This window comes from Dialister micraerophilus, from assembly GCF_947090205.1.
Taxonomy (GTDB): Bacteria; Bacillota; Negativicutes; order Veillonellales; family Dialisteraceae; genus Dialister; species Dialister micraerophilus.
The window spans coordinates 172,852-190,903 of record NZ_CAMUNF010000001.1; the positions used below are offsets into that span (position 1 = coordinate 172,852).

19 protein-coding genes and 1 tRNA gene are annotated in these 18,052 nt (G+C 34.0%); 1 reads left to right on the forward strand and 19 read right to left on the reverse strand.

Going from position 1 to position 18,052, the window contains the following annotated elements; genetic code table 11:
• Nucleotides 1-32: 32 nt before the first annotated feature.
• From P6922_RS00830 to P6922_RS00885, 12 genes are all read right to left on the reverse strand, one after another.
• Nucleotides 33-662: a nucleotide exchange factor GrpE gene (locus tag P6922_RS00830; RefSeq protein ID WP_276873517.1), complete on the reverse strand. Its 630-nt coding sequence runs from the start codon at nt 660-662 to the stop codon at nt 33-35.
• Nucleotides 663-670: 8 nt separating this feature from the next.
• Complete coding sequence (gene hrcA / locus P6922_RS00835) at nt 671-1,726, reverse strand: heat-inducible transcriptional repressor HrcA (RefSeq protein WP_007555589.1); 1,056 nt, start codon at nt 1,724-1,726, stop codon at nt 671-673.
• 444 nt (nt 1,727-2,170) lie between these two features.
• Nucleotides 2,171-2,758, reverse strand: a complete 588-nt coding sequence (locus P6922_RS00840; protein WP_276873520.1) for an ANTAR domain-containing response regulator — start codon at nt 2,756-2,758, stop codon at nt 2,171-2,173.
• 3 nt (nt 2,759-2,761) lie between these two features.
• On the reverse strand, nt 2,762-4,153 hold the full coding sequence (locus P6922_RS00845; protein WP_276873521.1) for a sensor histidine kinase: 1,392 nt from the start codon (nt 4,151-4,153) through the stop codon (nt 2,762-2,764).
• Nucleotides 4,150-5,166, reverse strand: a complete 1,017-nt coding sequence (gene tsaD, locus P6922_RS00850) for a tRNA (adenosine(37)-N6)-threonylcarbamoyltransferase complex transferase subunit TsaD (protein WP_276873524.1) — start codon at nt 5,164-5,166, stop codon at nt 4,150-4,152. The genes P6922_RS00845 and tsaD overlap by 4 nt, the downstream gene beginning before the upstream one ends.
• Nucleotides 5,163-5,645, reverse strand: coding sequence for a ribosomal protein S18-alanine N-acetyltransferase (gene rimI, locus P6922_RS00855; RefSeq protein ID WP_276873527.1), 483 nt, complete (start codon nt 5,643-5,645; stop codon nt 5,163-5,165). Before rimI ends, tsaD begins: the two co-directional genes overlap by 4 nt.
• Complete coding sequence (gene tsaB / locus P6922_RS00860) at nt 5,618-6,310, reverse strand: tRNA (adenosine(37)-N6)-threonylcarbamoyltransferase complex dimerization subunit type 1 TsaB (RefSeq protein ID WP_007555596.1); 693 nt, start codon at nt 6,308-6,310, stop codon at nt 5,618-5,620. Before tsaB ends, rimI begins: the two co-directional genes overlap by 28 nt.
• Nucleotides 6,294-6,770, reverse strand: a complete 477-nt coding sequence (tsaE, locus tag P6922_RS00865; RefSeq protein WP_276873529.1) for a tRNA (adenosine(37)-N6)-threonylcarbamoyltransferase complex ATPase subunit type 1 TsaE — start codon at nt 6,768-6,770, stop codon at nt 6,294-6,296. The genes tsaB and tsaE overlap by 17 nt, the downstream gene beginning before the upstream one ends.
• Nucleotides 6,760-7,653, reverse strand: coding sequence for a patatin-like phospholipase family protein (locus tag P6922_RS00870; protein ID WP_276873533.1), 894 nt, complete (start codon nt 7,651-7,653; stop codon nt 6,760-6,762). The genes tsaE and P6922_RS00870 overlap by 11 nt, the downstream gene beginning before the upstream one ends.
• Before the next feature lie 19 nt (nt 7,654-7,672).
• Nucleotides 7,673-8,419: a 2,3-diphosphoglycerate-dependent phosphoglycerate mutase gene (gene gpmA / locus P6922_RS00875; RefSeq protein WP_276873535.1), complete on the reverse strand. Its 747-nt coding sequence runs from the start codon at nt 8,417-8,419 to the stop codon at nt 7,673-7,675.
• A 23-nt stretch (nt 8,420-8,442) separates the two neighbouring features.
• Complete coding sequence (thiL, locus tag P6922_RS00880) at nt 8,443-9,441, reverse strand: thiamine-phosphate kinase (RefSeq protein ID WP_276873536.1); 999 nt, start codon at nt 9,439-9,441, stop codon at nt 8,443-8,445.
• Nucleotides 9,441-10,001, reverse strand: coding sequence for an isochorismatase family protein (locus P6922_RS00885; RefSeq protein WP_276873538.1), 561 nt, complete (start codon nt 9,999-10,001; stop codon nt 9,441-9,443). Before P6922_RS00885 ends, thiL begins: the two co-directional genes overlap by 1 nt.
• Nucleotides 10,002-10,418: 417 nt before the next feature.
• Here P6922_RS00885 and P6922_RS00890 point away from each other — a divergent pair, with 417 nt between their 5' ends.
• Nucleotides 10,419-11,375, forward strand: a complete 957-nt coding sequence (locus tag P6922_RS00890) for a hypothetical protein (RefSeq protein ID WP_276873541.1) — start codon at nt 10,419-10,421, stop codon at nt 11,373-11,375.
• A gap of 73 nt (nt 11,376-11,448) precedes the next feature.
• On the opposite strand, the gene trpS is transcribed toward P6922_RS00890, so the two are convergent.
• From trpS to P6922_RS00925, 7 genes are all read right to left on the reverse strand, one after another.
• On the reverse strand, nt 11,449-12,444 hold the full coding sequence (trpS, locus tag P6922_RS00895; RefSeq protein ID WP_276873542.1) for a tryptophan--tRNA ligase: 996 nt from the start codon (nt 12,442-12,444) through the stop codon (nt 11,449-11,451).
• A gap of 21 nt (nt 12,445-12,465) precedes the next feature.
• Nucleotides 12,466-14,292 carry a glutamine--fructose-6-phosphate transaminase (isomerizing) gene (gene glmS, locus P6922_RS00900; RefSeq protein WP_007555609.1) on the reverse strand — a complete coding sequence of 609 codons (1,827 nt, stop codon included), beginning with the start codon at nt 14,290-14,292 and terminating at the stop codon, nt 12,466-12,468.
• 102 nt (nt 14,293-14,394) lie between these two features.
• Nucleotides 14,395-14,973, reverse strand: coding sequence for a hypothetical protein (locus tag P6922_RS00905; RefSeq protein ID WP_276873544.1), 579 nt, complete (start codon nt 14,971-14,973; stop codon nt 14,395-14,397).
• Between the two features lie 9 nt (nt 14,974-14,982).
• Nucleotides 14,983-15,933, reverse strand: coding sequence for a signal peptide peptidase SppA (gene sppA / locus P6922_RS00910; RefSeq protein WP_276873546.1), 951 nt, complete (start codon nt 15,931-15,933; stop codon nt 14,983-14,985).
• 111 nt (nt 15,934-16,044) lie between these two features.
• A tRNA-Glu gene (locus tag P6922_RS00915) sits at nt 16,045-16,120 on the reverse strand.
• Nucleotides 16,121-16,210: 90 nt separating this feature from the next.
• A complete protein-coding gene (locus P6922_RS00920) occupies nt 16,211-16,981 on the reverse strand; it encodes a type III pantothenate kinase (RefSeq protein ID WP_276873548.1) in 771 nt (256 codons plus the stop codon).
• A 17-nt stretch (nt 16,982-16,998) separates the two neighbouring features.
• The gene (locus P6922_RS00925) at nt 16,999-17,979 is read right to left on the reverse strand and encodes a biotin--[acetyl-CoA-carboxylase] ligase (RefSeq protein WP_276873551.1); all 981 of its coding nucleotides are present in this window, start codon (nt 17,977-17,979) and stop codon (nt 16,999-17,001) included.
• Nucleotides 17,980-18,052 lie beyond the last annotated feature (73 nt).

Here is an 18,052-nt window from a genome sequence, read left to right on the forward strand (position 1 = left end):
TCTCCTTTCTTACTTTTTTGTATCTATATAAATTAATCATTTTGAACTACTTGTACTTTTGAAGGCCTCAATACTTTATCTTTATACATATATCCCTTTTGAAAAACTCCGGCTACGTAATCGGAGTCAAGTTCATCCGAGGTAACTTGCATAACGGCCTCATGGAAATATGGGTCAAAAGGTTTGTTTTTTGCATCTATTTCTTTAACACCCAAATCATCCATAATTTTCATCAATTGCTTATGTAATAACTTGTAACCTTCCAAATAAACTTCTGAAGCATCTTTACTTTCCATATGTTTAAGTGCAAGTTCACAATTATCTATAAGCGGTAAAAAATCTTTTAAAACTTTCAACTGTACTTTATCCGTAAGATTTTCTTCATTTTCTCTGGTACGTCTTCTGAAATTGTCGAAATCCGCTTGAAGTCGTACATTTTGATTTATCGAAACTTGTAGACGATTTTCAGTTTCTTCAAGTTTATTTTGCATTTCAACAAACTTTTTTGTCATAGTTTCCATTTTTTGCAAAGTTTCTTGCTCTTTTGAAATTTTTTCGTCTTTTTCATTTATTTCTTTACCGGAATTTTGTACAGAATCAACTTTTTTTTGATTTTTTTTCACTTCATCTCGATTTATATCTTTTTCATGCTTCTTATTCATTTTTCCTCCTATGTATCCTTATCTTTAAGCAAAAAATCCAATTGTTTCTGCATAAAATTCAACATTCCCACAATCTTTCCATATTGCATTCTTGTAGGCCCTAAAACTGCAATTGAACCTATAACTTGATTATTACATGTAAATTGCGCACGAATTATAGACAAATCTGAAAACGATTTCATATTATTTTCAGTCCCGATATTTACCGAAATCGGCTTGTCCATAGATTCCATAAGCAATCTATGCAATAATTCACGCTCTTCCAATAAATTCAAAAGATCTTGTACACGTTCAATATCTCTGAATTCCGGTTGCTCAATCAAGGCTGAGGCTCCACCGGAATAAATTTCACGACTTGGCATTATTGCCTGATTTAAAGCTCTGAAAACCGGAATATACGAAACAAGATTTTTGCTTATTTCTCTTTGAAATTCCATTATTGTTTTTTCATCTAATTTTTTAAGTTCTTTGCCATGTAAAAATCTGTTCAACTTATTTGCAAGCATTTGCAATTCATCTAAATCGGTTCCTTCCGGAATTTTTACAACTACATCTGTAACATCGCCGGAATCGGTAACTACCAACAGTATCGCACGTAATTTATCCAAAGGTAAAAACCTTACATAATTAAATTTACCGCTTTTACCCTTTGCGGAAGCTGAAAGTGATAATGTATGCGTCAAAGAAGCAATAATCTTTGCCATATTACAAAAAATTTCATCTACACGCTTTGATGAATCTTCAAAAATACCATGCAGTACTTTTTGCTCTTCTTGAGTTACAGGATTGGGCATCATCAATTCATCTACATAAAAACGATATCCTTTGATTGATGGTACCCTCCCCGCCGATGTATGCGGCTGTTCAAGATATCCTTCATCTTCCAAATCTTGCATATCGTTTCTTATAGTTGCACTGCTTACGCCTAAATCATATTTCTTTGCAACGGTTCGAGACCCTACCGGCTCTGCGGTTTCTGAATAATCTTGAACTATTGCCCATAGAATACGTTTTTTCCTTTCATTCATATTTTTTTTATCATTTTGACCTTTATTTTTATTCATAGCTATCACCCTTATTAGCACTCACCATAATCGAGTGCTAACCTACAATCAAAGTTTATCATTCATTACGTATATTTGTCAAACTTTTTTCATCAAACATATAAAATATTTTTATCCAAAATAAAATTCTCTTACCCTTTGCGATAAAAGAATTTACCCCCTGTAATAAATGTTGAAAATATAAAAAATATATTTTTCATATTCAGTTGAATAGTAAACTTGCAAAACACAATTTTGAACTAATATTGACCTCTTTCGTTAGAAAGAAAAAAGCAACCGTAATTTATGGTTGCTTGAAGTAATTCATATTCGATTTAATTAATTTACCCCGACCTTTGAAAAAGGTTCGAACGTTTATGATTTTTGATTATGCTTACTCGGATTTGTTATCTATTTCAGTCATACTGAATTTTATTCAATTATATTATTTTTTCATACTTACTATTACTTGTTTTTCTTGTTTAAAATTTCCTTAACCAACATTGATGAAACTTCCGCCATAGACTTTCCGCGTTTCATACTTACTTTTTGTAATTGTGTATGTGCCTGATCTTCCGTAACTTTATAAAATTTCATAAGCAACGCTTTTGCACGATTGATTATTTGTTTTTCTTCTATTTCCTTTTCCATATTTTTTACACGATTTACCATTTCGCATTTTTTCTTATATTGGCTTACAGCAATTTCAATTGCAGGAAAAAGAACTTTTTCTTCAACCGGTTTTATTACATATCCGAAAACCATAGAGTTTTTTGCTTTTTCTATAATTTCTTCATCTCCGAATGCAGTTAAAAGCAAAACTGGTGCCAATCCGTCATGCGCAATTAATTTTGCAGCTTGCAATCCGTCCATTTTAGGCATTTTTATATCCAAAATAGCTAAATCAGGTGATTTTTCTTTTACAAGTTCCCATGCCTCTACACCGTCAGATGCTTGCCCTACCACTTTATGTCCGGCTTCTTCAAGCATTTCTTTCAAGTCCATTCTTGCCAATGCTTCATCATCTGCTATTACTATAGTATATGCACCCATTTCCTACTCCTCATTTATAGGTATACAAATACTTGCCGACACCCATTTACCGCTGTTTTTTATTTCAAAACTTCCTTTTAAATCTATTTCTGCAATAGTTTTTACGATATGTAATCCTAAGTCATAATTTCCTTCGTTAAAACTTTCCGGAAGTAAATGCCCGTCATTCATAACTATAATTTTTAAAAAATTATTTTCTTTTTCAGTTTCAAGAATACAAGAACCGCTGCTCATGTTTTCAAATCCATGTTCAATAGCATTATGTATAAGTTCATTTGTAACTATACCTAATGATACTATTTTTTCCGATGGCAAATATATTGATTCTTTACTGTTCTTTTGTATCATATTAACTTTGCAATCAGATAAACTTTCGACCGACAAGTTACAAATTTTATCTGAAATAAGTTTCCAATTTACTATTTCTTCACTTTGATGTGCCAATATATCGTGAATTCTTGATATGCCGGATATTCTGTTTATTGCGGATTTCAATGCCTTTTTTGCTTCTTCATCTCTTGTCCTTCTCGCTTGCATTCTAAGCATTCCTGCAATAGTATTTAAACTGTTTTTTACTCTATGATGTATTTCTTTTATTACAGAGTCTTTTATCAACAATTGTCTTTCTTTTTCTCTTACTGCAGTCACATCTGTAAGTACCAATACCGTTCTGTTTACACGTCCGTTTGATACTATCGGTAATGCCCACGAAGAAAATGTCATTTGTCCGGAAATTTCATCTCCGAATTCCGGTTTTATTGTCGACTCTACACGATCTACAATCGAAATATGAAATGATGTGTGGTTTAACAATCCTTGTCCTATTGTGGTTCTTTGTTCGGAATCTAAAAACAAATCTTGCGCCATATCATTTGTATAAAGTACTCTTCCTACAGAATCTATAATAACTACACCGTCTTGAGGTTTTATTTTATAATAATCTTCATGTTTAAACGGTATCTGCAATGCCATATTGGCAGTATCTGTAAGTATTTCTTCCTGTTCCAAAGAGTTTGATATAAATCCTACAACGGCAAATGTTATTCCTGCATTGTCAAATACAGGATAGGCGGTAACATCCGCCATCTTCCCCAAATCCAGTTCTTTTCTTCCTTTTGCTTTTTCGCCGGTTGAAAAAACTTTGGTTGCAATTGCAAATTCTTGTTTTAAAAAAACATCACCTTCATGAAAATATTTAAGTCCTTTATAATATGAAGGTACTAATGAGCTAAGCAATACACACATATCTTTATTTTTTCCTTTTGTACATAGTACAACTTGACATTTAGATATGTCCGCTGCAAATTGCAACGCTTCTGTCATATAGCCGAGTATTTTTAATTGAACTTCGTTTAAACCGGTTTTTTCACGCGCTAATGAATATAATTCACTCATTTATCTTCTCCGCAAAATCCCAATCCGGGATTTGCATTTAAATTCCATTTTGAATATAATCCTTCTTTTGCCATATAATAAGCTCTACATCCTATCATTGCACCGTTATCCGTACAGAGCACGGATTCCGGATAGCAAAATCTTATATTCATTTCATTGCAAACTCTTGTAAGTTCCTTGCGTATTCCGCTATTTGCGGCAACTCCTCCGGCAAGTACAAGAGTTTTTTGTTTGCTTATCTTTAAAGCCGCTTCGGTTTTTTCTACCAATGCACTTATAACCGCCTTTTGAAAGCTTGCAGCTACATTTTCATGTGATATTTCTATTTTTTTCATTTTTGCGGTATTTAAATAGTTTATTACCGCAGATTTCAATCCGCTGAATGAAAAATCCAATTCATGATTTCCATGCATGGCTACCGGAAAATGTATCGCTTCGGGATTTCCTTTTTGAGCCAATTTATCTATATAAGGGCCTCCCGGATACGGATAACCCATAATTCTTGCAATTTTATCAAAAGCTTCTCCTGCCGCATCATCTCGTGTTTGACCCATGAGATTAAATTCATTGTAGCCTTTAACTTCTACAAGCATTGTATGTCCGCCTGAAACTACAAGTGCCAAAAAAGGGGGTTCCAAATCCGGATATTGCAAAAGATTTGCAAATATATGCCCTTCCATATGATTTACACCTATAAGAGGTTTATCCAATGCCCATGCAACAGATTTGGCTGCAGATACTCCTACAAGCAAGGCCCCTACAAGCCCCGGACCTTTTGTAACTGCAATTGCATCTATATCGTTCCAAGTGCATGAAGCTTTTTCAAGTGCTTCTATTGCCACCGGTAAAACATCTTCTATATGATGACGTGATGCAACTTCAGGTACTACACCTCCGAATTTTTTATGTATAGGTACTTGAGTTGAAATAATATTTGACAAAATACTTCTTCCGTTTTCTATAACTGCGCATGAAGTTTCATCACAACTTGTTTCAAATGCCAAAATTTTCATAATTTTCTCCCCATAGGATCGGTAAGCTTTTTCATCATAATGTATCCGTCTTCTTTCGGATTTTCATATACACCTTTACGCAAACTGCCTACGATAAATCCCATTTTTCTATATAATTCCTGTGCGTTAATATTTCCGACTCTGACTTCGAGAAATATAAATCTCATATTACGATTTACCGCTTCAGTTTCACCGGCATTCATCAATGCTTTTGCCGTTCCTTTTCGTCTGTATTCAGGTTCTACTGCTAAATTTACCAATTGTGCTTCATCCAATATAAACCAATAACAAGCATAACCTATTATACGTCCTTCAAATTCCGCCACAAAGTAACAGCTATGTGATTTCACTAAATCGGATTCAACAGTTTCTTTTCTCCATGCATCAAAAAAACTGTGTTTACCTATTTCATAAATCGCATTTACATCTTTTTTTAAAGCTTTACGAATTTTTATTTCTGATTGTGTTTCTTTTCCCACTGAACTTCAGCCTCACTTCGACGTATATAGTTTGGAAGAATTTGCAAAGGATTTTCAAACTGTTTATTCTTAATTTTTTCAAATGCTGCAGAAGCTACACTCCCCGCTCTGCAACATCTCATATGAAACGGAGCAATTTGTATACCTGCAGATATTAATTTGTCTTTATACAAATCTGCTGCTTCACCGGTTGCTATTATAGGTCCGCCGTGCTTTACGGCTTCATTTATTATATTATCGATAGAATCCGCTTTGTTTTCCCAAACTTGCCATAAATCTTTAAACGAACTGTATAAAGAAGCATAAACATTATTACGTTGTGCATCTATTAACGGTAGAATAAAAGCTTGTGCAGATTTTAAATTATATGCAAGTGCTTGTAAAGTATCTACGGCAATTAAAGGTATATCCCATATATATGCCATCATTTTTGCACTTGCCAATCCTATACGAAGGCCTGTAAATGAGCCGGGGCCGTTCGATATTGCAATATATTTTATATCTTTTCTCAAAACTCCGCTTACTTTCATCATTTCATCTATATGCGGAATAAGTTGTTCAGAATGTGTCAGTCTTCTTTGAACTGTCCACTCTGAAATTAATTTATCTTCTTGTGCCAAAGCACAACTTAATACATATGAAGACGTATCAATCGCCAATAGCATGCTTTTTTATCTCCTTTATAATATTTTCAGGAGTTTTTTCATCCCATTTTATAAAAATATTTCTTTCCGTAAGTGAAACATTCTCTATTCGTACACAAAGACTTCCATGAGGTATAAGTGAAGGAAACAGTTCCGACCATTCAACTACGGTAACTCCTCCAACACTATATTCTTCCCAACCTATATTATACAAGTCGTATTCACTTTCGAGTCTGTAAAAATCAAAATGCTTTAACGGCAATTTTCCTTCATAATAATTCATAATTGTAAATGTAGGACTTGTTACAACATCTTGTATTTTCATACCCTTTGCTATTCCTTGCACAAAATGAGTTTTACCTGCACCGAGATCTCCACTCATAGCAATAAATAAATCATCTACGGCATTTTCACCTATTATTTTTCCTAAAGTAATTGTTTCTTCTACACTTTTGGAAATTATTTTTATTTCAGATTTCACGAATCCACCTCATCATCTCATCAAATCTGTCCATACCTATTTTATATCCTTCTTTATATAAAATTTTTAATTTTGTGCGATTTCTCTCAACACGACTTACCTCGACTTCATGTTCGGGTCGTATTACGAAAACTTTACCTTCTTTTTCAAGTTGCAACAATTTTTCAACTTTTTCATTATAAATCTTCGGAATGGAACATATCATTTCAGCAATTTTGGAATATTCAGATCCGTAAAATTTTTTTATAATTGAGCAATACAAAGATGATATTTCTTTTTTCCTATATTTAATATCTCTGGTAAGTATATATACCGGTTTTATACATTCAAACGGAAGCTCGTCAGGTAAAGGTGCAAGCGGCATAGCTACACCGCCATCTACACAGGGTATCCCTTCTACATTTACAGCTTTGGAAAACAACGGCATTGCACAACTTGCACGACACGCATTCAAATACTTTTTTTCATCCATATCCAAATTTGATATATAAACGCATTCTCCTGTATCACAACGTGTTATAACGGCAAGCATTTCCATATCTGTATTATCGAACTCGTCAAAATCATAAGGTATTAATTTACGTGCAAGATCTCCATATATGAAATTAAAATTAAAATAACTTCCTTCACATATTAAATGTTCCAATCCCATATACCTTCGATCTGAAGAATATACTACATTGGCTTTATAATTTCTTCCTTTTTGTCTTGATAGATATCCCAGTCCTTGCATTGTACCTGCAGATATTGCTACAGTCTTGGCAAAATACAATTTATGCTCCATAAATGCATCCAATACACCGGCTGTAAAAAGGCCTCGCATGGCACCGCCCTCCAAAATAAGAGCAGGTTTATTTTCTTTAAAAATTTTTATATTTTGCACACTTTCACCTTCAATCATATTAAGCTTTGGATTGATTTTTTACTGCATTAATCTTTTTTTGTATTTCTTCTTGATTTCCCAAATATTCTTTTTTTACTACATTAAAATCTTTATCTATTTTATAAACCAGCGGTATTCCTGTAGGAACGTTTATTTTTGAAATTTCCTCGTCTGAAATATTTTCCAAATGTTTCATAAGCGCACGAATTGAATTACCATGTGCGGTTATCAAAACTTTTTCACCTTTTAAAATACGTGGTTTTATTACACTTTCAAAGTATGGAGTAACACGTTCAACTGTATCTTTCAGACATTCGGAAAGCGGAAAATTTTTGTCCGCCTTTATTTTTAAATACGGCATTTTAAATGCAGGATTTCTTTCATCGTCTTTATCCAAACTCGGCGGTCTCACATCATATGAGCGTCTCCATAAATGCACTTGTTTTTCTCCGTATTTTTCAGTTGTTTCACGCTTATTAAGCCCTTGCAATTTACCGTAATGACGTTCATTCAAATGATAATCTTTAATTACCGGTATCCATGTCAGATCCATTTCATCAAGAACGGTATACGCAGTATGTATTGCACGCTTGAGCACAGACGTGTAACATACGTCAAAAGTTATTTCTGCGTCTTTTAAAAGTTTACCTGCTTGTTTCGCTTCAGCAAATCCTTGCTGCGTCAAATCAACATCTGTCCAACCGCAAAAAAGATTTTTTTTATTCCACTGACTTTCTCCGTGTCTTATAACAACTAACGTATACATACTTACCTCCAGATTTAACCGAATTATTTATACAAATCATTTTTTATGAAATGATCATAACCTTTTGCCGCTACTTTTTTTATTTTGCCTTTATGTAAAATTTCTACCGAACTTTTTATTCCTTTTTTCACTGTTCCTATAGCAGTTATACCTTTTTTTAATTTGATTTTTTTCCAAATTTCCTTTGATGCGGTACCTACCAATTCGTAATCTTCTCCGCCGTCAAGTGCAAGTTCAAGACTGTTTTTGCCTAATTTTTCACTTAGTTCACACGTTTCTTTTGAAATAGGAATTTTAGTTGAATCAATTTGTATAACAACATTTGAAGCCGCTGCAATCTCATTTAATTCACGTGATAATCCGTCCGAGATATCATTTAATGAGTTTACACCTACTTCAGAAAAATATTGACCCCACTCAATTTGAGGTTCAGGTCTTGTATGTCTCTTTTTCAAATAATCATTTTCACAATTATGTAACAAAGATATCAATCCTGCAGCGGAATCGCCTACCGTTCCGGTTACAAAAACTATATCCCCTTCTTTTGCTCCCGAACGTGTAATATATGAAATTTTTTTCACAATACCTACTACGGTACCGGTCAGAACAACACCTTGTTTGCTTCCGGTAATATCTCCGCCGAGAATATTCACGTTATACTTTTTACACGCTTCTCTTATACCGTCATAACAAAATTCTAACCAATTTACAGGTAAATCATCCGGTAACGCTAAAGAAAAAACTATACCTGTAGGTAAAGCTCCCATAGCTGCCATGTCACTGAAATTTACTGTACATATACGATATCCTACATCTGACGGACTCATTGTGGATTTTAAAAAATGTATTCCCTCAACCATCGTATCTGTAGAAATAACCTGATCGAAACCTTCCGGTACGGTATATACCGCACCGTCATCACCGCTGCCGAGTTTTACGAGCTTCGGATTATAAATAAAATTTTTACTTATTTTTTTTATACATGCAAATTCACCCAAATCTTTTACGGTTTTGATTTCCATCAAATACTCCTCGACATGACCACGCCTTTATCTTTCAATTCGTCAATTACATGTTTATGATTTTCTTCATTCACATAACCCAAGCAATCTGTAAGCAAAACAACTTCTCTACCTGAATCAATTAATGACAATACGGTTTCTTTTACGCAATATTCCGTGGCAATCCCGCAAACATATACTTTTTTACCAACTGAATTTCCAAGCATTTCTTTTTTAGAATTTATACCATAAAATCCGGAGTATTCTTCCTTGTCATCTTTATACCCCTTCAAAAAAACATTTTCCTTCGAAGGTCTGCAAAATTCATTTTTAACTTTACAAAAAAATTCTTCATGTATTTTTGCGCCCTTTGAATTTTGCACACAATGAACAGGCCAAATCCCTCCGTTCACCTTAAAAGAGCAATGATTACTACCATGCCAATCAGATGTATAAAACACACTCAAATTATTACTATTAATATAGGAAACAATATTTTTTACAGCTTCATATCCATGAATACACGCTAAAGAACCGTCAATAAAATCATATTGACAATCAACAACTATTAAATTTTTCATTTTGCCCCTCCATATTTTTATTTTATCAGTTTTTTATTCATCTATAAAGTTTATTTGCGGATATAAATTTTACAAGTATTTTTCCAATAAGCTTTCCATGAATATAAATTTTATTTCTTAATTACCGAATACTTCAAACTAAAAATGCTGTAACAAAATATTTCTATATTATAAATATTATTTCTGTAAATATATTTCTTACTTTATTCCATGTATTGCTTTAGTAAATACGTAAAAATAAAAAAATCATATCCACTTAAACTATCTTACTTTCAAATCGCTGCATGTAAATACATATTTTGCTACTTTAAATTTATATTTTCTTTTACTTTCCTGTTTGTTGTATTATGTTGTATTATATTTATATAATATCGAATAACTAAAAAATATAATTAACCGATTAAGGAGATGAATAAATTGGAAATACTTAATGCAATTGCACCTTTTATAAGCATCGGTCTTTTCAGTTCCATAGTTTCACGCTTCAGCGGAGCAAATTTAAGCATTCTCGTTTTTTGCGCTCTTATATATACGGGAACAAGTCCGGTGGAAACCGCAAGCATAATGATTACATATCTTATATTTACAAAGCTTACACTTCATACACAAAAATATCCCATAAGTTTCAAACGTTTGAGAGCATTCAAAGGAATTTTGATACTTCTTCCTATATTTCTTATACTTTTCAGTTTGATAATTTATCCGTTTGCTGCTCTTATAATTTTCATCCTTACATTTATGCTGGAAATAATGACTCAAACTTATGAACAAATACCCGTACACGAAAGATTTTCTATAAAAGAAATTGCACTTTATACAACAATTTCAAGCATCTTAATGATTGTTCCATTTGCGCTTACAAAGTATATTCCATACAACATCTACTATATAATAGGCGGAATTATAGCTCTTGTAGCTTGTGCGTTTTTCAAATGGATTGGCGACAATCGTACAAGATTACAAAATATTTGGGATAAAATAATTATTATTTCATTTATATTATCCGGACTGTTCGGATTTGATTTTACAAATTGGTTCAAAGATATGAAACGCTTGAAGTCGACACGTTTTCATAAAAATTTATCTCTCATAGTTTTCCCTACTTTTTTCATAACACTTATAATGTCAAATGTATTATTCGGAATGTTTTCATTGTCAGGACTTTGCACTACATTTTTTACTGCACTGGGAATACGTTTCTTCGGATATTATGAAATGTCCGGAAAAGGAAAATTCAATATTATCGCACTTGCAATTACCGTACTTGCAATTTTAATACTTTTCCTTACAAATCCTCATCCTACAAATGCCGCAAAAATTGTAGATTCATTACTGCAAAGTAATTTCCATTTTGAAGGCTTGTTGAATATGTAAGTAAGGTTCGATAAAATATCTGATTTTATACAACTTAAAAGCGGAGTTTCAATCTCCGCTTTTAATATTGCATTTATTTTCTGTATAAGCCCATTGCTTCAATGGCTTTTACATATGTTACATTTGCTTTTTTATGTGCCTTTTCTCTTCCTTCATCCAATATAGCATCCAATTCCGGACTTCCTTTAAGCTCTTTGTATCTGTCCAAAATCGGTTGCATTTCTCCTACTACCAAGTCTGCAACATCTTTTTTGAATGTTCCATAGCCTTGTCCTTCATACATTTTTTCTATTTCTTCGTATGATTTTTTTGATATTGCAGAGTGTATGCTCATAAGATTTGCTATTCCCGGTTGCTTTTCTTTATCATAATGTACATGTCCTAATGAATCAGTTACAGCTCTTTTTATCTTCTTTACTATGGTATCCGCTTCATCAAGCATATGTATTGTTGCCCATTCGTTTTCATCGGACTTACTCATTTTACTTGTGGGTTCTTGCAAACTCATTACTCTTGCTCCGCCTTTGGGTTCCCACATTTCAGGTATTGTAAATACTTCTCCGTATTTATGATTAAATCTTTCAGCCAAATCTCTTGTAATTTCCATATGCTGACGCTGGTCTGCTCCTACGGGAACAAGGTTTGTTTGGTATAAAAGTATATCTGCCGCCATAAGGGGTGGATATGTCAAAAGTCCTAAAGGTATGAAACCGCCTTTCTTTTCTTGCTTTTGCGCTTTAGATTTATACTGTGTCATACGTTCCATTTCTCCTACGTATGCACTGCATATCATCATCCATCCTAAAAGTGCGTGTTCCGGCACTTCGGATTGTACGAATATTGTTGATTTTTTCGGATCCATTCCTGCCGCTATGTAAAGTGCAGCCAAATCACGTGTACGACTGTGTAAGAGCTTAGGATCTTGAGGTACTGTTATTGCGTGTTGATTTACTATACAGTAGTAGCATTCCGCCGTTTCTTGAAACGGTATAAAATTTTTTAACGCTCCCAGGTAGTTTCCCAATGTAAGACTTCCGCTGGGCTGTATTCCTGAAAAAATAACGTCCATAACTACATCTCCTTTTGTTGATTACTCTACAGTTACAGATTTTGCAAGATTTCTCGGTTTATCTACATCGTTACCTCTCTTGATACCTGTATAGTATGCCAAAAGCTGCATGGGTATTACTGAAAGTATCGGTGCTATAAATTCATTTACACGCGGTATTTTTGCGTTTTCGGTTGTGTATTTTCCGAGATTTTCATCGTTTTCATATCCTATACCGAATACATCGGCACCTCTTGCACGTACTTCTTGTATGTTGCTGTACATTTTAGATGCAATTTCATCTTGTGTTGCTACGGCAATTATAGGAGTTTCTTTTGTTATAAGTGCCAATGTTCCGTGCTTAAGTTCTCCTCCGGCATATGCTTCAGCATGAATGTATGAAATTTCTTTTAATTTCAATGCACCTTCCATCGCAATAGCATAGTCTATAGATCTTCCGAGATAGAATATATCCTTTGCTTTGATAAATCTTTCAGCAAGTTCTTCCATATGTTCTTTTTCTTTAAGCACTTTTTTTATTTTATCTGGAAGCTCAACTATCTGTTTTGTATAATCACGAACTTCTTCTTTTGAAAGTGTTCCTTTTATTTGTCCCATGTACAATGCAAAAAGAAGTAATGCCACAAGTTGTGTAGTATATGCTTTTGTAGATGCTACAGCGATTTCCGGCCCTGCAATCGTATAAATTACGTTATCCGCCTCTCTTGCTATTGACGAACCGATTGAATTGGTTATTGCGATACTTTGTGCACCAAGCCTTTTGGCTTCTTTAAGTGCCGCCAACGTATCTATGGTTTCTCCGGATTGACTTACTACAATTGCCAATGTTCTTCCGTCAGTTAAAGGTTGTCTGTATCTGTACTCCGATGCAATATCTACTTCTACCGGAATTTTTGCAAATCTTTCTATGTAATGTTTCGCAACAAGCCCTGCATGATATGCGGTACCGCAAGCGGTAATAAGTACATTATCTATTCTTTCAAGATTTGATTTTTTCCAATTTAAATTATCGAAAACAACATCGCCTTCTTTTGAAATATGTATTTTCGATGTATCATGAACCGCTTTCGGCTGTTCAAAAATTTCTTTAAGCATAAAGTGCGGGTATCCGCCCTTTTCTGCGGCTTCTACACTCCATGTCACTTCTTGCACCTTTTTGGATATCGGAAGTCCGTCGGCACCGTATACGGAAATGCTGTCTTTTTTCACTACTCCGATTTCTCCGTCATTCAACACATATATACGTCTTGTATGACTTATTATCGCAGGAATATCGGATGCTATGAAATTTTCATTTTCTCCCAGTCCGATAATAAGCGGATTATCTTTTTTTGTGCATATCAACGTATCAGGATCTGCAGCATTTGCAAATACCAAAGTATATGAACCTTCAATAACGGATATAACTTTTCTTATTGTCGATAAAAAATCCCCGTCATCAAACTCTTCAGCCAGATGTGCCACTACTTCACTGTCTGTTTCGGATTTGAAAACATGTCCTTTTTCCAAAAGATCTTTTTTCAAATCCAAATAATTTTCTATTATTCCGTTATGTACAATAACGAATTTATTTTTAGAATCTCCATGAGGATGTGAATTTTTGTCTGACGGCTGCCCATGCGTTGCCCAGCGTGTATGCCCTATACCTATGTGTCCATGAAGCGGATTATTTTGAAGTTCTTTTTCCAATACCGAAAGACGCCCTTTTTTCTTTGCAATTTCAAATTTTCCGTTTTGATATATTGCAATTCCTGATGAGTCATACCCTCTATATTCCAAGCGACGAAGTCCTTCAATTAAAAATTTTGTTGCATCTCCATCACCTACATAACCTAAAATACCGCACATAAACGATTTTCCTCCTATTACATATCGTCTTTAAATAACGATTTTCTGTCTAAAATAATATCTTTATTATATCATATACACATAATAAACTTCACAATTTCATTATATTTGACTTACCACAGACTCTAAATTTTGTAACTCCATAATTCCTGATATTGCGGAAAGTGTTGTGAGTACGACCAATAATAAAATTAATGCCAAAATAATAAGTTGCGGTATAAAATTTACTACAATTGATTTTCCTATTGTGAATTTATAATTTTCCCGTATTGCAATCACGTCCAATACATATGACCAAATTGCGATTACAATAAATAATATTTTTGAAATATTTTCAAATCCCCATTGTGCAAAGAAAACAGGAAATACATAAAACGCATATACAATCGTATTTGAAATAAATCCGGATGTAATTCCTTTTGCACTTCCACTTCCGTTCCATAATGAAGATATATAGTGTACAGATGCAGCATGCATAATTAAATTAATCACTATAAGTAATATTACAACGAAACCTACGATAATACCGGAGTCTTTACCGAATGCAGCTATCATAAATAAAATGCATGAAATAATACATATAATAATCGATTCTTTAAGAAGATTGAATTCAGTTATTTCATTAAGTGCATTCTTCGGATGTACAACCATTTGGAATATAAGATCTAAAAGTTTTGTCATTATGCCTCCTTAACGTACTACAGCAGTTTTTTCCGACATCGCATTTATCGCTTCGTCTACTATTCTACTTGCAAAATTTTGTGCCGTACTGTTCATTTCTGCAGATAACAATCCGCGAAGTGTCATTCCTTTACTATAAGAACGTGTTGGAATTACATCGGAATTTATACCGACACGATTTCCGGCATATGTCAATGCATCATAATAATTCCCCATTGCATCTACAAGTCCGTATGCTTGTGCTTGTTTTCCCGTAAGAATTCTTCCATCGGCAATTTCTCTTACTTTCGCTTCTTCCAAATGCCTTCCGTCGGCAATTGTTTGAACAAATTGGTTATATATATCATCTACCATTTTTTGTAAAATAGTTTTTTCTTCATCGGTAATCGGACGATACATGGATAAAATATCTTTGTGAGTTCCGCTTTTTATTTTTTCATTTTTTACCCCTAATTTATCCATAAGTTCGGATACATTTGTATAGTCCATGTATACACCGATGCTTCCGGTTATCGTTGCAGGACTTGCAAATATATAGTCACCTTTGCTTGCAAGCCAATATCCTGCAGATGCACATGTATCTCCCATAGATACAATTACCGGTTTACCTGAGTTTCTTACTTTATCTATTTCTTCCGCAATTTCCTGTGTTGCACCGGTTGTTCCTCCCGGACTGTTTATTCTAAGTAATACGGCTTTTGCATTCGGATCTCTTGTGGCTTCTCTAAGTTCATACATAATATCTTCACTTGAACTTCCGGATACACCGCCCAACATATTTTGATTTACGTTGCCTCCGTAAATAGGTCCGTCAATTCGTACAACTGCAACGTATTTATTATTATTTTTATTTGCAAATGATGAAACATCTTTCATTCCGACAAAATTTATTACTATCGCTAAGATAAACAATACAATTATTACGGCTAAGGTTATTTTCCCTCTCTTGGATATATTCATAAAATCCTCCGATTTCATACTTTAGATTATTATAAATTATAACATAAACATTTATATTTTTTATTTAAATAAATTAAAATGCACTTCAAGTACCTACTCAAAGTGCATCATTGGCGACCGGTATGGGATTCGAACCCATAATCCCTGCGCTGAGAACGCAGTGTCTTAACCGTTTGACTAACCGGCCACGAACATAATTATTATAACTATGCATTAAAAAAAATTCAAGCAATAAAAAAACTGAATATGCTTTGTATCAAATTCAGTTTTAAAAGTTTCATTTTTTATTTTTCTTATACAAAAGCAACAAGCCTTTAAGCGTAAGCATAGGATCTACTACATCTATAGTTTGCGTTTCTTCCGCAATAAGTGATGACAGACCCCCTGTTGCTACCACTTTCACTTTTTCTTCACCAAGTTCGGATTTTATTCTTTTTACAAGTTCATCTATTTGACCCACAAATCCATAATATATTCCTGCTTGCATTGCCGATACTGTATTTCTGCAAATTACCGAGTCAGTTTTTACAAGTTCTATTCTAGGAAGTTTCGATGCACGTTGAAAAAGTGCTTCCATAGAGCTTATAGCCCCTAATGCAACCGCACCGCCCAAGTATCTTTTTTTACTGTCTACTACGCAAAAAGTTGTTGCAGTACCCATATCTATAATAATTAAAGGTGCGCCGTATTCATTAATTGCGGCAACTGCATTCACTATACGATCCGCTCCTAATTCTCTGGGATTATCGTAAAGTATATTCAATCCTGTTTTTATTCCTGGTCCTACCAAGATCGGATCGCAATGAAAATATTTTTTTGATAATTTTTCAAGTAACGGAATTATAGGTGGAACAACTGTGGCTATAATTACATCTGTAATATCTAAAAATTTAATTCCGCCCAAGTCAAATAAAGTTCCAAACATTCCCGCATATCCGTCTGCAGTTTGCAATGTGTCGGTTGCCAATCTCCAATGTTGTATTAAATTATCACCGTCATAAACTCCGCATACTATATTTGTATTCCCTACATCAAACGCAAGTAACATTTCGTTTCCCTTCCGATTTACTTTAAATTTCCCGCAGGTCTTATAGAAACATCTCCTACAATGACCCTCTTTATACCTTTATCAGTTTTTACAAGAAGACAACCGTCTTGATCTATATCTTGAGCTTTTCCGGTGTATTTTTCTCCATATGAAATAATTTGCACGTTTTTACCCAACGTTACCGTCAGTTTTCGCCATTCTTCAAGAATATTTGCAAATCCGTATTTTTCAACTTCAATATAATTTTTTTCAAGCTCGAACAATACTGCTGCAAGCAATTCTTTTCTTGATATTTCTATACCTTCATTCAAAAATGATGTCGCACGTCCTCTTACTTCTTCCGGAAATTCGTTTTCTTTTATTCCCGTATTTATCCCTATACCCACTACTATGTAATCTATTTTTTCCATTGAAGAAGACATCTCTGTAAGTATTCCTACAAGTTTTTTACCTTTATAGAGTACATCGTTAGGCCATTTTATTCCTGCTTCCGTAAGTCCAAATTGTCTTACAGCTTTACAAACTGCAACCGCTGCCATAAGTGTACATTTGGATGCTTCCATAGGTAGGAATTTAGGCCTTAATATCAAAGACATCCATATGCCTTTTGCAAAAGGAGAGTAAAAATTCCTTGTAAGTCTTCCTCTTCCGCCGGTTTGTTCTTCAGCTATTACCAGTGTACCGTTTTCGGCACCTTGTGCTGCTATCATTTTTGCTTCATTGTTGGAGGATTTTGTTATTTCCATATATACTATACGTTTCCCAAGTATATCGGTTTTCAATTCATTTGAAACTTCAAGCGGCGTAAGTAAATCCGGTGCATAAACCAAACGATATCCTTTTTTCGTACTTGATTCAAATATATAACCGCGATCTTTCAATACTTTTATATGTTTCCATATAGCTGTACGTGAAACTTTCAAAGCATCTGAAATTTGTTGTCCGGATACATATTCGCCGTTTGCCTTGCGAAAATATTCCAATATCTCGTTTCTCATCTGCTCCTCCTCCATGAAACTCATTTAAATAATTATAATCATCCATATATTTTTTTGCAAATATACGGGGTTT

Coding starts and splice junctions, on each gene's coding strand:
- hrcA (WP_007555589.1), bottom strand. CDS start 1,726: ATGAATAAAAATAAAGGTCAAAATGATAAAAAAAATATGAATGAAAGG.
- P6922_RS00840 (WP_276873520.1), bottom strand. CDS start 2,758: ATGGGTGCATATACTATAGTAATAGCAGATGATGAAGCATTGGCAAGA.
- tsaB (WP_007555596.1), bottom strand. CDS start 6,310: ATGCTATTGGCGATTGATACGTCTTCATATGTATTAAGTTGTGCTTTG.
- P6922_RS00885 (WP_276873538.1), bottom strand. CDS start 10,001: ATGAAAAATTTAATAGTTGTTGATTGTCAATATGATTTTATTGACGGT.
- P6922_RS00925 (WP_276873551.1), bottom strand. CDS start 17,979: ATGAGAAACGAGATATTGGAATATTTTCGCAAGGCAAACGGCGAATAT.
- P6922_RS00845 (WP_276873521.1), bottom strand. CDS start 4,153: ATGAGTGAATTATATTCATTAGCGCGTGAAAAAACCGGTTTAAACGAA.
- P6922_RS00920 (WP_276873548.1), bottom strand. CDS start 16,981: ATGTTACTTGCGTTTGATGTAGGGAATACAAATATAGTATGCGGAGTT.
- tsaD (WP_276873524.1), bottom strand. CDS start 5,166: ATGAAAATTTTGGCATTTGAAACAAGTTGTGATGAAACTTCATGCGCA.
- glmS (WP_007555609.1), bottom strand. CDS start 14,292: ATGTGCGGTATTTTAGGTTATGTAGGTGATGGAGATGCAACAAAATTT.
- P6922_RS00905 (WP_276873544.1), bottom strand. CDS start 14,973: ATGACAAAACTTTTAGATCTTATATTCCAAATGGTTGTACATCCGAAG.
- sppA (WP_276873546.1), bottom strand. CDS start 15,933: ATGAATATATCCAAGAGAGGGAAAATAACCTTAGCCGTAATAATTGTA.
- P6922_RS00830 (WP_276873517.1), bottom strand. CDS start 662: ATGAATAAGAAGCATGAAAAAGATATAAATCGAGATGAAGTGAAAAAA.
- thiL (WP_276873536.1), bottom strand. CDS start 9,441: ATGGAAATCAAAACCGTAAAAGATTTGGGTGAATTTGCATGTATAAAA.
- trpS (WP_276873542.1), bottom strand. CDS start 12,444: ATGGACGTTATTTTTTCAGGAATACAGCCCAGCGGAAGTCTTACATTG.
- gpmA (WP_276873535.1), bottom strand. CDS start 8,419: ATGTATACGTTAGTTGTTATAAGACACGGAGAAAGTCAGTGGAATAAA.